Raw genomic sequence first — 14,729 nt, 5'->3', positions numbered from 1 at the left:
TAACACCCAGGCGGGCGTTATTATCTTTAATTAATGAACGCACATTATCCAAGTGATTAAAACTACTATCGTAGTTAATTAATCCTTTGGGTAAAGTACGTTTTTTGCATTTTCCATTACTTTTTAAGTTCCACTGGCCGAAATAAACAATTTCATTTATATTACCTCAGAAAAAAATTATAATGACTCAACCGTCCTTTCAGAAAGATTGAGTCATTCATTATTGGTATTAAGGATAACTCCTTTAGTAACAAATTAAAGATTGGAGGTCTCTCGGGTAATAGGTCAACATTTCAATACCATCTTCTGTCACAAGAACCGTATCAGAGTGTCTAAAGCCACCTAAGCCCTTCACATATATTCCAGGCTCAACGGTAACAACCATGCCAGGTTCTAGTAATGTGTGATCACCTAAGTCGAAAAACGGTGCTTCATGCCCTAATATTCCGATGTTGTGGCCGGTATGGTGTCTCGTTAATTCTGTTAAGTTGTTCTCTTTGAAATATGCTTGAACATCTTTTTCAACATCAGAGTACGTTCTTCCAGGTTCGATAGCTTTAAATGCAACTTCTTGGGCTTTATACATATGGTGAAAATATTTTTCCTGCTCTTTAGAATATTCTTCGACGAACATGACTCGCTCTAACTCACTTGTATATCCAAAAACACTGGATGCTGCTCCCGTTACTAGAGTGTCTCCTTTTTTTAATACGATATTTTGTGTTACGGCATGGGGGAAAGCAGATTCTGGACCGACTTGACCGCGAAAAACAGCGTAAGGTGTTTGACCATGTGGTTTATAATCGGGTCCAAGCGTATCAATCATGGCTTTTGTTGCTTCATTCGAAGCCTTACTAGTAATTTCAATTTCACTTAAACCACTTTTGGTATACTTTTGGAGCAAGCGGTGCACTAGATTTCCCCAGCGACAGGATTCTTTAATTAATTCTATTTCATTTGGACTCTTAATAAATCTCATTTCTTGAACTACACCATGTAAAGAAACAAATTGCTTTGAGTCGATTAGCTGATCTATAGCAGGACCGCGATAGCCCATTGGGGAGCCATAGCCTAAAGAATCATAACCAAACGTTTTATTCTCAAACCCATATTCTATTAAGATTTCTTTGAAATACTCCATCGGGTGCTTAATTCCCGGATATTCAGGATATGAATGTACATAATCCACAACACTATATTCTTCCGCATGTTCATGCTCTAAAGCTGGAACAAATAAGTGAACTTTATCTTGCGGATCAATCAGCAAACCAATAGGTCTCTCGGTAGGATGAAAATGAAATCCAGTTAAGTAAAAGATATCTGTTACAGAGAAAAGAACGGAAGCATCACATCCCTTTCCTTTGTAAATGCTTTTAAACTTTTCTTGTCTTTCTTTAAATTCGTATTTAGGAATAGATAATAGCATTTGTTTTTTCCTCCTTGTTATTGGTATATAGATGGCAGCTTGCGGTATGACCTGTAGCTATTTCTGTGAGTGAAGGTTCAATAGATTTACACTTTTCCATGACAAATGGGCATCTTGTGTGGAACGTGCATCCAGAAGGTGGATTGGCAGGGTTAGGAACATCTCCTTTCAATACGATTCGTTCTTTCACTTCTCTAGGGTGAGATACAGGGATAGCTGAGATTAATGCCTGAGTATAAGGGTGCTTTGGATTTGAAAACAATTCTTCAGTGTCGGCTAATTCTACAATTTTCCCAAGATACATAACTGCAACTCGGTCTGTCATATGTTTAACTACACTTAAATCGTGGGAAATAAATAAGTATGTCAAACCAAAATCTTTTTGTAGCTCGAGCATTAAATTAATAACTTGTGATTGAACAGATACATCAAGAGCAGAAACTGGTTCGTCTGCTATAATAAAGTCTGGGTTTAAAATAACAGTCCTGGCTATGCCGATCCGCTGCCTTTGTCCACCGGAAAATTCATTAGGGTGCCGATCAAGATGTGTTTTAGAGAGACCGACGATTTCTAGAATCTCGATAATTTTCTCCAATCGTTCGTCAGGATGAAATTTCTTATGGACACGGAGCGGTTCCATTAAGATTTGTTTAATGGTCATCTTAGGATTAAGAGAAGCGTACGGATCCTGAAAGACCATTTGCGTCTCTTTCCGTAATGAGCGCATTTTTTCAGTTCGTAATGCTAGAAGGTCTTGCCCCTTGTAGCGGATTTCACCTGAAGTTGCTCCAGTTAACCTTAATATGGTTCTTCCAGTAGTCGATTTTCCGCAACCAGATTCTCCAACTAGGGCAAAAGTTTCTCCTTTATTAATAGAAAAACTAATATCGTCTACCGCCTTTACTACTAGCTTCGGCTTAAAAAGACCTTGTGATATTTCATAGTATTTTTTAAGATTCTTAACTTCTAGTAAGGACTTTTCCGTCATTGAATATTCACCTGCCGAAAGGACTCTTGTAGCCAACATTTACTTAAATGCTCTCCCATTGAAAAAGTAGGTGGGGCGCTCACAGTGCATTTATCAAATGCATATGGACATCGATTGGCGAATGTGCAGCCTTCTCCAATTTCATCAGGCCTAGGTACTTGTCCGTTAATGGAATAGAGTTTGCTTTTTCTAGAATTATTCGTCGGAAGAGAATGGATTAGACCTTTTGTATATGGATGTAGGGGATTGTCAAATAGTTCATGGATCTCTGCCACTTCAACAATCTCTCCAGCATACATGACCACAACACGATCGCACATTTCTGCTACCACACCCAAATCATGTGTGATAAAAAGAAGACTCATATCTTTTTCAGCTTTAATCTGTTTCATCAGTTCTAAGATTTGTGCTTGAATGGTTACATCTAAAGCAGTAGTAGGTTCATCGCAAATGAGGAGTTTAGGATCGCATAAAAGGGCTAATGAAATCATTATGCGTTGCCTCATACCGCCTGATAATTGATGAGGATATTCGTTAATAATCTGTTCCGCTCTTGGAATGCCCACTTGCTTTAACATATTGATGATGGCTTCTTTTCTTTCTTTTTTTGGCATTTTTTTATGCTGTTTTAGTGGCTCACTTAATTGTTCACCTATTGTAAAAACAGGATTGAGAGAGGTCATTGGTTCCTGGAATATCATGGATATTTCATTCCCGCGAAGTTTTCTGTATTGGTGATTATCTAGAGTGGTTACATCTATATTATTAAAATGAATACTCCCAGAAACAATCTTGCTTTTTTTCTCTGGTAAAAGTCCCATTATCGCTAAAGAAGTAACACTTTTTCCACTACCAGATTCACCAACAACCCCAAGAGTTTCACTTTTTTTCAAGGAGAAATTTACCCCTCGAATCGGTTGAACGGTACCTTCCCCTGTATTAAATTGGATACCAAGATTTTTGATTTCAAGAAGTACTTCAGTCATTTTTTTTCACCTCCTATTATTCGCCTTTAAGTTCTGGATCAAGTGTATCCCTTAACCAGTCACCGAATAAATTAACCCCAAGTGTAGTGAGGATAATCGCAATACCCGGGAATGTGATTAACCACCAAGAACTAAAAATATAATCTTTTCCTTCATTAAGCATATTGCCCCATGCAGGAGTGGGCGGTTGAACTCCGAATCCTAAGAAACTTACGGATGCTTCTGCGATAATGTATGTGCCCATTTGTAAAGAGATTAAAATAATGATGGGTGTAAAGATATTAGGAAGGATATGTCTTACTAATATCTCGAATTTCGGCACACCAGTTGCGATTGCTGCTGTAATAAATTCCTTTTCTCTCAAAGCCAACACTTCACTACGAATAACTCTGGCAAAAATAACCCATCCCGCTAAAGCAAGAGATATGATAATGTTTGTAAGTCCTGCTCCAAGTATTGCACTTATGACGAGTACTAATAAGATAAATGGGAAACTTAATTGAACATCCACAATTCGCATTAGAACTATATCAATCCAGCCCCTAAAGTATCCTGCAATCACACCGATGATGGTGCCAATGACCCCGGCTAATAAAGCTGTGGCTAACCCTATGATTAAGGATACTTTTGTACCTGCTATGATTCTAGAAAGTATATCTCTTCCTAATTGATCGGTTCCTAATATGTGACCGTCTGTAAAAGGAGGTAAAAGACGATCTCGTAATGGAGCATCCATAGGATCAAAAGGGGCAATCCATTGCCCAAATAGACTGAGAACTACTAAAAAGATAATTATGCAAAAACCGAGCAACCCAGCCCAGCTTTTTGACAGTTTTCGAAAGAAATCCTTGAATTTAGATTTCTTTTTAAATTTCATATCAATTGATTTATTAGTAGTTGTAATTGTACTGGTTTCCACATCTTCACCTACTTCACTCTAATTTGGGGGTTCACATATGCATATAAAATATCTGTAATAAAGTTGATGACTGCATAAATGATGGCAATGATAAATACCCCAGCCAATACAATTGGGAAATCTCGATTCATTAATGACTGGTGTAATAGTCTTCCTACACCAGGCCAAGAAAAAACAGCTTCCGTAATGACAGCGCCGCCTAATAAAACACCGAGATCAAGTGCAATTAATGTGAGGATCGGAATCAAAGAATTTTTTAAGGCGTATTTCATAATTAGCGTGGATGTTGGTGTTCCAGCTGCTTTGGTTGTTCGGATATAGTCTTTATTTAATACATCTAGCATGGCCGATCGAGTAAAGCGGACAAAACGCGATACGCTATACAAAGCTAGTGTAATAACTGGAAGCACCATGTGATTAACAGAGCCGCCTCCACTCGATGGAAATAATTTTAGTTGAGCAGCAAAAATAAAAATTAAAATTAAACCAAACCAAAAACTGGGGATAGCCTGACCGATAACCGTAATCCCTACACTTGCTTTATCAAATAGGGTGTTTCGTTTATATGCAGATAGAACACCAAGTGGAATAGCGATGATGATTGATAATAACAATGCTGAGAATGCTAATTGAAAAGTTGCTGGCATTCTTTCTAAAACAAGTCCTAGAGCATCGTCGCCACTTCTTAAAGATTCTCCAAAATCACCTTGAATGGCGCCTTTCATGAAGTCAGTGTATTGAACATATAGTGGACGGTTAAATCCTAATAACTCACGATATTCTTCAATTTGTTCCCTTGGCGCATCAGGCGGGAGGAATAGTGTGGTCGGATCTCCCGAAAGACGAATTAAAAAGAAGACTGCTGTTAGAGCAAGAAATACAACGATGACCACTTGTATTAATCTTTTAATTATAAAATCTAACATAGTAGCACCCCGCCTTATCCCTTGGAATAAAAGAAGAGAGAAGGGGACCCTCTCTTCTTTGAAACTATAAATTTAGTTCCATGACATCTCAAACACGTTCATTTTCTCATCAACACGAGGTGAGAAATTTAAAGAAGATTTAACAGCGTAAAGGTCCGCTTGTTGCCATAATGGAACCCAAGCGGCTTGTTCTACTAACTGCTGCTGAAGCTTAGCGTATCCAGCATAGCGCGCTTCTTGATCAAACAATTGGTTTGTTTCCTTAATCTTTTTCTCAATATTCTCCTGGTAAAAACTACTGTATGGCGCATCTAAAGTGAACAAGTTTTCAATTGTTGACTGGGCATCGAAAGCTGGTCCCCATCCAAGAATGAACATATCACCAGTTTCTCTTTTTTGAATCTTCTCCAAATGCTGTCCCCATTCATTCACCCTTACTTCTACATTGATCCCGATACTTTGTAATTGCGAGGCAATGGCTTGAGCAATATGGGAGTCCATTGGATATCGACCACTTGGTGTATCCAATGTTAATGTTAATTCTTCTGGACTATAGCCAGCTTCTTCAATTAACTTTACGGCAAGATCTGGGGCATAGTCGTATTCTTTAGTTTCAGCATAATCAGAATTCAATTGGGACAGCGGTCCTGTAATTCTCGATCCATACCCACTTAATACAGTTTCTAGAAGTTCATTTCCATTGATAGCGTGATTAATAGCTTGTCTAACTTTGACATCTTTTAATGGACCATCGACAAGGTTCGATAATGCTAAGTAATTGATACGTGAAGAAGAAATCTGTTTTACTTCATTACTTTCAAATTGTTTAACTGAGTCGACAGGGATGTTCTTAAATAAATATATTTCTCCACTCATAAAAGCAGACATCCTTGCGCTAAATTCCGGAATAATTCGGAACTCAACTTCCTCAATCCCAGGTTTTCCTTGCCAATAGTCTTCAAAAGCTTTTAATTTCAAATGGTTATCTCTTGACCATTCAACAAACGTATACGCCCCTGTACCAACTGGTTCGCTTGATGCTTTCTCTATACCTACTTCTTCAACATAGCCAGGTTCCATGATGAGCAAATCTTCTGCAATTCGTTGGATTAAGCTTGGAAAAGGCACGGATGTATGGATCTCAACTTCGTAATCTGAAAGTACAACGACCTCTTCAACGTTAGCCCATCTTGAACGGTAAAATGACCCGTTACTTTCATCTAAGATGTAGTCGATACTAAATTTAACTGCATTTGCATTAAAATCTGCTCCGTTATGGAACTTAACTCCTTCTTTCAGCTTTAAGTACCATGTTTTTTCGTCTATATTTTTCCATTCCTCTGCAAGAACAGGGGCAAATTCAGCTGTTTGAGAATCTCGATCAATCAGTGGATCATAAATATTACGAATTAGCGTATCTGTGGTGTAGTTGACATCGTGGTTTGCTAGAAGTGTGGTAGCGTCTGCTTCAAAACCGATGACAAGGGGACCCTGACTAGTAGCATCTGAACTGGAATCTGATGAACTACTGGAATTACCATCCACATTCGTACCTTCTGTACATGCTGCCAATAACATCGTAATGATTAAAAGAAATGTTATCAGGACCTTATTTTTCCTCATCAAATCTTCCTCCTTTATTGGCTGATAAAATTTTCTCGATTTCTTCCATTGATTGAATAAGAGAATTTACTTGTTCCAAATCAATTTTTTCAATCATCCTCCTTACATCATGGCTGGCATTATCTGAAAGTTCTTTAAGAACTTTTTGCCCTTTTTCAGTGATATGCAAATATTTCTTTCGTTTATCTTGGTTATCCGATACTCGTTCAATAAGTTTTTGTTTGCTTAGCTTATGTATCATTCTACTTACATAGCCTTTATCGAAGTCGAAATACCCAGATAATTGAGAAGCTGTACATCTCTTCCTTTTATCTATCTCATATAAAATCATCGCTTCTGACATTGAATAGGGGCTTCCTTTTGAATACTGAGCATACAAACCAACAACATTAAGATAAAAACGGTTAAACTTCTTAATTTTTTCGATTTTTCATTCATGTAGTTTAGTTCCTTAGTTCATAAATTTAGTTGCTAATAACAACTTGTTTACATATTAATTTTAATTGGTCACATTTGTCAACAGAATTTTATGAAAATTCTGTATAAATAAAATCAGGTTACCTTATGCCTTTTTAATATTCCTCGGTTAAACACTATCGCATTAAAAAAAGGAAGCGGAAAACAAATGACTGTAATCTTTCCTTTTTTATGACTAATCGGGATGATATACTAGACTCATACTTCTTCTTTTTATTTTTACTAACACCCATGCGGGCGTTATTATCTTTCATTTTTGAACGCACTTTATCCAAGTGATTAAAACTACTATCGTAGTTAATTTAATCCTTTGGGTAAAGTGCGTTTTTTGCATTTTCCATTACTTTTTAAGGAGGATAACAATGATCATCAAAAAGGTTTACCGAGTGTTTGATAATTTATTTTTCTGCAGAAAGGATGCTGAAGCAATTCTAAGTGGCTGGGAACATAAAGAAAAAGTGTATGTTCAGTATGCAGTCCTGGAGGAATCTAAGAGAGAATTAATAGTTGGCGGAGTAAACTATGGAATACCGGCCGAAGAAGTGACTATTTACATTAATGAAAAGAACGCCCTGCAGGATCTTACTGAAGATTGTTAGGTTGAAATTCATTAGGTTTAGCTTAGAAGCACTACTAACAGCAAAGGTAGGGATGAGGAATGATTGTAAAGTACCAAACAAGTGCAAGAAGTTATGAACGCAAGTTTAAGCGGGAAATGATGAAAGCTGGCTATTATAATACGGCCAGTGGCATAACTAATTATATTGTTCAATATGGTAAAAATTCTATTACTGTTAAAAAGCAAAAGGGGAGCTCTATTTCAATAACCAGAGGGCAACTAAGACGTGCTATTTCTTTTACATTATTTAAAAGAACCATAATTAGAAAGGATATGGAGGGTTTCTCTAGCTACTCATCAGCACTATTTGGAATGATAAATAGGATTTTTCATCATATTGCATGGTTCTTGAAGTTAAGAGAAGGGTACCGTTTATCCCTTAAAACACTGCGTTTTTGGGCAAGTGGACTTGAAAGAGAAAAGAATGGGTTGCAGCTGCTTAAAAAAATAGGAGGAAATTTTGTGCTTTTTAATTTCTTTCAAATCCTGCAGTCAGGGCCTAACTGTCTAAAGCAATTAGATAGATATAATTTATATGCATATATAGATAGCGGAAGCTTTTCTCTCCATAATCAAAAATGTAAGAAAGGGTTACAAAATCTATCCCTTTTTGATGAACAAACTGAACAGGATATGATATTGAAAGGGTATGCAGACTTTATTAATGCAAATAAGAATAATCCAAGAATTATAGGGTTCTTCCCCTTAGATGTAATAGGAGATCCGGAAGCCACAAAAGAAAATTATGCTAAATTAAAGGCCATGGTTCCAGGAGCAAACCTCATCCCTGTATTTCAGGTTTCGGATTCACTAAAGTCCTTAGAAATGTTAGTAGATGAAGAACATGAGGTGATAGCACTTGGAGGGTTAATTCCTTTAATGAAGAAAGGTTTGAACCACTGTAGAGCTACTTTGGATCGAATATTTAATTTATATTCTAATGTTAATTTCCATTTCCTTGGGGGAGCTAATGAACTTCTGCTTGAATACCCGTTTTTTTCAAGTGATAGTACCGCTTATCTTAATAGCAGAAGGAATCCTTCACAGTGAAAATTATATTTGCCGAACGGCGAAAGGGTAGAGGCTCAAGTAGAGTTGGATACCAAAGATATAATAAAGCAGAATTTAAATTTTTTAATTGATCTCGAAGAAATAAAGTATGTAGATTTATTTAGTTTCGCATTTAAAGATAAAATCTCAAACTAACTATATGGGCGGTTTTGGATTATAAAATATGAAATTGCACATTAATTATCAGACCAAATTTACCGTTGTTCCTGCCAGTGAAAGCCAGGAAACCCTTGATTATGTAAACCATATCTTGAAAAAAGAACGTGATATAGAATTTGCAGCCAAACCTTTAGAAACTTCCCAATTTCAAGTCGAAAATATCAAATGGACCTACGTCTTTTATGAGGATGACCTTAGTGTCAATGTCATGTATACCATTGATGATCCTAAGAAACGTGCTGTGGGTTTTAAGCTCTCTGAGGGGATGGAAGTACCAAAGGAGTTAGAAGGGAAGTTTAAGTTTGACAGGCTGAAGTCTAAACTGGCGGGGGTTATTCGGGGATCGTTTTTTGTTGTTAGAGGGGAGTATTAGGGTTAGAAATATTTCTACTCTAAGGACAATGAAACAATGATACAGACAATTCATGTAGGCATTTACAAAACAGCATCTCTTCATCGTATTAGGGGGGGGGCTGTTGTATTTAGAAAGGCATCAAGGTTTTAAATACCGTTTAAAAACACACTAATACCAAATAGCTTATCAATTATTATTAAGTTGTATTTAAAAATTCTATACTGATTCTGTCAACTCTCATCTCAACATTTTTCTCTTTGAATTCAGGATAATCAGGAAAATATTCATCTTCGTCAGTAAAAACTATCCCTGCATCAATTTTATCCTCATGTAACAAACCTCTTATACCTTCTTACGTAACCTACCTTTTATCGCCACGTGCTTTGGCATTCTCTTTAGATTATGGGTTTGGCAGTATCGTAATCCTCTTGGCATGTAAAATGTCATCTTACCTAGTTATCGTTATTATTTTCACAAACCAAGTATTAAAACAGAATGCCTTAAAGGTACAACCTTCATCAGTTATGAATTTCATAAAATCAATTTTCATGTTGTCCAAAGTAGTAATTTCTTACAAAAAAGCACTTGCTGCCTAAAAGACAATCAGGTGCTCTATAGTTTATTAATTACTATTTCTATTTCTTTTTAAATAAGTGAGCCTATTAATTTCTTGATTTTAGGCTTATTTACCGTAACTCTTTATTATTCTGTTTCGTCCATCTTTCGTTTTAAATATTCAGCAATTTCTGTTTGTCCTCTTTCTATGGCAAATGCATAGGCATCCATATCTTTCATGGTTTCACCAGAGTATTTTATAGATATATCTATATTATTCTCAACTAACAATTTAACAATCTCCAAATGCCCACCATATATTGCAGCAAACAGAGGATTTCTATCTGGTTCACTAATATCAATCTCCACATTCTTACTAATTAGATATTTAGCAATATCTAAATGTCCTTTTGCAGTCGCTCTTTCAAGAGCATTTGTAGAAAAAGTTCCACCTTGTGCATTAACATCTATTCCTGTATTAATAAGATATTCTACTATCTCTAAATGTCCATGTGCTGCCGCTACATGTAACCATGTACCAAAAGGTGTCATCCATGTTAACATATCTGGGTCTTTCTTAAGTAAATCTCTTAAAGTATCCAATTGCCCACTTTTTATGGCACTTCTAATATCTTTAGCAAATTGAGTCTTATCCATATTAATTTCTCCTTTAACCTCTATCTCCTAGAAGCAGCTTGTTTTCCAAGGTCTTCTAGTATTTCAATGATATCATCTAAATCTGCACCTGCCGCATCAACTGCTTTCAACTGATCTACAACATTCTCCAGAGCTGCAATACTATGTTGTCCGGCAACTCTATTTGGTGCCCAAACTAGATTTTCTTTACCAATTACAGGGTCAATACCATATTTTCTTAATATTTCTTGACCTTCTTGAACGAGTTTTTGTTGAGCCTCACCTAAACCCTTTTTAAATAAAATATGATGTGCATGTGGATCGATCATAGCAGTAGGTGGATCACCTATTAATCCTCTGAGATACTTACCAAAATCCATTTTAATTAATGCTTCATCATATTCTTTAGTAATGCCTAATTCAGACATCTTTTTTCTAATCTCAGACAGTTCATCTACACTAAATGTATTATTTTGAATTGCATTTTTAAGCTTATTCATTTTAATGGAATCTACATTTCCATTCACGATCATATCATCAATATAATCACTTACAGAATTACCCGTACCCTTAGCACCAAACACATCATCAGTCACCGTCTTAATCTTAGTCAACGGATCATAAAGAACATTATACGGCACTGGCCCCTGAGCCAGTCCTCCTCCTGCCAATGCCGGTGTCTGAACCGGCGTGTAAATAGAAAGTGCCTTCTCTCCTTTACCTGCCTGGCCAACCGTCTTAGCAATGGTTCCTGCTTTCCCTATCCCTTTATCCCCAAGAATACCAATTCCAAGGGAAGTTAGGCCATAGGTAAAGAAGGCTGTCCGGCTTTTGGCATCCCCATTTATGACATCCCGCTCCCAGGCGCTGGTGACAGCGGACCATATGTATTTCGGCATATCAAGAGCCTGGCGTACTTTTCCAATGGGGTCATTTAAAATGCCCAAATAAAATTCCTGGTGCTTCCTTTGGTTTTCGAGTAGCTGGTCACGGTTAAACAGCAATTCATTGCCCAAAAACAGCGGACTGAACGGACCCATGATGGTCCGTCCCAGCTCATAAGTTGACTTCAGTCCTTCCCATGTATCCTCTACAGCTTTGGATGCACCCTCGATGACTCCTTTAGCCATATCTTGAAGGATACTTTCCTCGCTTTCTGGGTTAGGATTCGATACTTCCTCATGGAAATCCTTCCAAGTGAGAGCCTTTGGATGGTAATGAGATATAGATAGGCTACTGCTTTGGAACATGCCCGCCATTTTTTGAATGTACTGGTTCATAAGAGTTAGATCATGCAGGAGAGGGTCCAGTGCAGCCGTTTCCCGATGGTCAAATTCCTCCAGTTTTTCAAGGGTTTCTTGGCTTGAATCCTCAGCTCTCTTTGATGCATGAATAAAGCGGCCATCCTCCAGCAGCGGAAGCGCTACAATATCGCTTACGGACTTCATGATATCATTCGCTTCTTGTGTCAGTTCAACAGTGATCTGAAGAGTGTTCCTCAGCCCCTGTTTGAGCTCATGCTCCAGGAATTCCTGGCGGATAAAGCCTGATGGGGAGGGTTCAAGATCCCGCAATGAACCTATGAAACTTTTTAAATAGGATTGATACTCGTCAATCCAGGATTCAAGGAATTGCAGAAAAGGCTGGTGGCATTCCTGGTAAAACGCACGTATAGCCTGGCCGCCCTGCCCTTTAAAAGCATCTTCCAGAGACACCAGCTCCTGGATGGATATCTGAACTTGATTTACATGATTTTTAAGGATAGATAATTGATTGCTCGTCTCGTTGATTCCTGCAAGCAAGGAATCTGCTTCTAATACCTTCAATAGAATCAGCTCCACATTGTAAATTCCATTTTCTTCTATTTCATCTTAAAGGACTCGGGCAATTAGTTGAATAGGAATTTTGGCATGAAATAGTGTAAAAGGTTCCTTGAGAATTGTTTAAGTATGCTGTGTCATCATTAATTCCGACTTAACTAATGAGAGTGGCAAGGTAATCCACGTGCCAAGACAGGTCAATCTTTAAGTGGCATTAAAACTATAGCAAAAAAGACTCTAAGAAAGCACAAGCAGCAGCTGACCAAATTATACGCAATACTTACCGGACTCTTATGACCAGAGGACAAAAAAGGATGTTTTGTATTTTGTACTGACCCTTAGTTGAATGCTTACTTTAAATGGCGATTGCAGCGAACAAGAACTTATAATAATGTTTCGTCTGGAAGAGTATTAAGAGTGGCTGAGGACCTTGGAGGATTATTAGATAGAGAATAAAAAATAGAAAAAGTGCCTTTTTCCTTTATAACATCTGGGTTGGGCACTTTTTTTATTGTTATTGCTTTCGGGTTTGTTTTTCCACATTATCCAACCCATAGAGGCTAAGAAAAAGAAACCTACTAATTTGGTCTATTCTTTCCTATAAACACCAACGTTTATTGGATATACAGAGCTGTTTCGCCTTGCTCTCTAATCCTTGAGAGTAGGCGTCTTACTGCCAGTTAATACGGGATACATTTAACCTCTATTCAGGAATCTTTTCATATGCTAACTTTAAAATAATTTCCTTATATTGAGGATATTTTGATAAAAGGTCGGCTTGTGTGAACATTTCAAAATCCTGAAATTCAAAGCCTGGAGAAACCATACAACCTACTAGTGAGAATGTATCCTCCTCCATAACAGACGAACCAAAGATTGAATTTTTCGGAACTAAAGCTTGAGGTACTTCTCCATTATCAAGGTTTATTCCTAATTTAATTTCTTCATATTCACTATTTTCATGGATGACATGAATGGTTAATGGACTTCCAGCGTGAAAATACCATAATTCATCCGATTTCAATCGATGAAAGTGGGACACATCATTAGACGTTAATAAAAAATAAATGCTTGTATAGAGCTTACGTGTTCCCACAAAATTCACAGACAATTCTTGATCAGAAGTACATTCCTCTGATTCAAACGTTCTTTTATAATATCCGCCTTCTGGATGGGGAGTTAATCCAAGTTTTGAAACCCAATATTGCTCATTTTTCATCTTTATTGCTCCAATCCTTCGATAAAATACCTAAAAGGTTCCCTGGGTTTACTTAACCCAAGAAAAAACTCTTTTTTTATATTCCCTTGATTTACTTTTCCCTAGAAAAGTCATTATAATTTTTGAATTTTGAAGGCCACTTTTTCTTTTTTAAGTACTTTTCGTTAAGTACAATAACTTTCCCGCTCTCAGCGGTTATGTATTTTTGATACACTAATTTATATTTTTCAAATGCAAAGTGCCCTAAAATATAAATTGGTAAGATAATGAACATGAGGATTACAAGTTGTAGTATCCAATTGAGTTCATTCCCAATGATATAAATAGTTATTACAGCATGTCTTGCAAAAGAAACCATTAAGGTAATAAGCACATTACATATATGAAAAGGGACCATATTATTTTTTCTCGAAACATTCGCTCTAGTTCATTCTTGATAAAAAGTGTAATAAATACTGATATCACAATGACAAAAAGGGAAACAAAATATGTAAGAACAGTGTACATTTTTTCCGCTCACGCTCCCTTCAATACACTAGAAGAAAAAGCATCATCAATAATATTTTCTGTCGTTAACCTTTGAATGTTATTTAAAACGGGGTCATCTATCCGTTTTTTACGGTAACATCAATTAACAATTAATGACCGATATCATTGGATTAAGACGCTTAGAGACAAATTCTTTGCTTTGTTCAGAAAAAAATTTTTATCTTCATTTTAACACAAAAAGTAAAAATAGAAGCATCACACAAGTTTGCTCAACTTATGAGAAGCCTCCGTTAAAATCCTCTATGTGAGCAAAATGTTAACATCCTACTGTAGAACTGTAGAAATAAATTAATTAGTATTACATACAAAAACCAGCTGCAAAAAATAGATTAAATTAAGTTATAATTAAAAAAGTTTTATTTGAAATTTTGCAAGCATTAACAATTCATCGAAAGTACGGA

The 14,729-nt window shown here is 36.7% G+C and carries 14 protein-coding genes and 1 pseudogene; 4 read left to right on the top strand and 11 right to left on the bottom strand.

The genetic code is table 11. From position 1 onward, the window contains the following. Positions 1-244: 244 nt before the first annotated feature. From IRB79_RS18595 to IRB79_RS18565, 7 genes are all read right to left on the bottom strand, one after another. Entirely contained in the window at positions 245-1,426 is a 1,182-nt protein-coding gene (locus IRB79_RS18595) for a M24 family metallopeptidase (RefSeq protein WP_243503960.1), read from the bottom strand. After that, positions 1,407-2,414, bottom strand: coding sequence for an ABC transporter ATP-binding protein (locus tag IRB79_RS18590; protein WP_243503958.1), 1,008 nt, complete (start codon positions 2,412-2,414; stop codon positions 1,407-1,409). Before IRB79_RS18590 ends, IRB79_RS18595 begins: the two co-directional genes overlap by 20 nt. Then, positions 2,411-3,400, bottom strand: coding sequence for an ABC transporter ATP-binding protein (locus IRB79_RS18585; protein ID WP_243503957.1), 990 nt, complete (start codon positions 3,398-3,400; stop codon positions 2,411-2,413). Before IRB79_RS18585 ends, IRB79_RS18590 begins: the two co-directional genes overlap by 4 nt. Before the next feature lie 16 nt (positions 3,401-3,416). Then, positions 3,417-4,319, bottom strand: a complete 903-nt coding sequence (locus IRB79_RS18580) for an ABC transporter permease (protein WP_243503956.1) — start codon at positions 4,317-4,319, stop codon at positions 3,417-3,419. Positions 4,320-4,327: 8 nt separating this feature from the next. Further along, the gene (locus IRB79_RS18575; RefSeq protein WP_243503955.1) at positions 4,328-5,245 is read right to left on the bottom strand and encodes an ABC transporter permease; all 918 of its coding nucleotides are present in this window, start codon (positions 5,243-5,245) and stop codon (positions 4,328-4,330) included. 72 nt (positions 5,246-5,317) lie between these two features. After that, positions 5,318-6,868 (bottom strand): ABC transporter substrate-binding protein, encoded by a 1,551-nt coding sequence (locus IRB79_RS18570; RefSeq protein WP_243503953.1) that lies wholly within the window; start codon positions 6,866-6,868, stop codon positions 5,318-5,320. Continuing rightward, a complete protein-coding gene (locus tag IRB79_RS18565; protein WP_243503951.1) occupies positions 6,855-7,211 on the bottom strand; it encodes a MarR family winged helix-turn-helix transcriptional regulator in 357 nt (118 codons plus the stop codon). Before IRB79_RS18565 ends, IRB79_RS18570 begins: the two co-directional genes overlap by 14 nt. 496 nt (positions 7,212-7,707) lie before the next feature. On the opposite strand from IRB79_RS18565, the gene IRB79_RS18560 reads away from it, so the two are divergent. The 3 genes and pseudogenes from IRB79_RS18560 to IRB79_RS18550 all read left to right on the top strand — a co-directional run. Next, positions 7,708-7,944, top strand: coding sequence for a winged helix DNA-binding domain-containing protein (locus IRB79_RS18560; protein WP_243503950.1), 237 nt, complete (start codon positions 7,708-7,710; stop codon positions 7,942-7,944). 59 nt (positions 7,945-8,003) lie between these two features. Further along, a complete protein-coding gene (locus IRB79_RS18555; RefSeq protein WP_243503949.1) occupies positions 8,004-9,014 on the top strand; it encodes a hypothetical protein in 1,011 nt (336 codons plus the stop codon). A gap of 202 nt (positions 9,015-9,216) precedes the next feature. Beyond that, a pseudogene (locus tag IRB79_RS18550) lies at positions 9,217-9,567 on the top strand (phage tail protein); the annotation flags it as partial. Positions 9,568-9,745: 178 nt separating this feature from the next. Here the strand turns inward: IRB79_RS18550 and IRB79_RS18545 are convergent. The 3 genes from IRB79_RS18545 to IRB79_RS18535 form a co-directional block, all read right to left on the bottom strand. Next, a complete protein-coding gene (locus IRB79_RS18545; protein ID WP_243503947.1) occupies positions 9,746-9,886 on the bottom strand; it encodes a hypothetical protein in 141 nt (46 codons plus the stop codon). 365 nt (positions 9,887-10,251) lie between these two features. Then, positions 10,252-10,761 (bottom strand): ankyrin repeat domain-containing protein, encoded by a 510-nt coding sequence (locus tag IRB79_RS18540; protein WP_243503945.1) that lies wholly within the window; start codon positions 10,759-10,761, stop codon positions 10,252-10,254. A 20-nt stretch (positions 10,762-10,781) separates the two neighbouring features. Next, positions 10,782-12,566, bottom strand: a complete 1,785-nt coding sequence (locus IRB79_RS18535) for a T7SS effector LXG polymorphic toxin (protein WP_243503943.1) — start codon at positions 12,564-12,566, stop codon at positions 10,782-10,784. A 260-nt stretch (positions 12,567-12,826) separates the two neighbouring features. On the opposite strand from IRB79_RS18535, the gene IRB79_RS28185 reads away from it, so the two are divergent. After that, a complete protein-coding gene (locus IRB79_RS28185; RefSeq protein ID WP_347815361.1) occupies positions 12,827-12,895 on the top strand; it encodes a hypothetical protein in 69 nt (22 codons plus the stop codon). A gap of 368 nt (positions 12,896-13,263) precedes the next feature. On the opposite strand, the gene IRB79_RS18530 is transcribed toward IRB79_RS28185, so the two are convergent. After that, a complete protein-coding gene (locus tag IRB79_RS18530; protein WP_243503942.1) occupies positions 13,264-13,779 on the bottom strand; it encodes a cupin domain-containing protein in 516 nt (171 codons plus the stop codon). Positions 13,780-14,729: the final 950 nt, after the last annotated feature.

The organism is Cytobacillus oceanisediminis, from assembly GCF_022811925.1.
GTDB lineage: Bacteria > Bacillota > Bacilli > Bacillales > Cytobacillaceae > Cytobacillus > Cytobacillus oceanisediminis_D.
The sequence above is the reverse complement of the archived record's forward strand: the minus strand, read 5'-3'. Positions and strand labels throughout refer to the sequence as shown.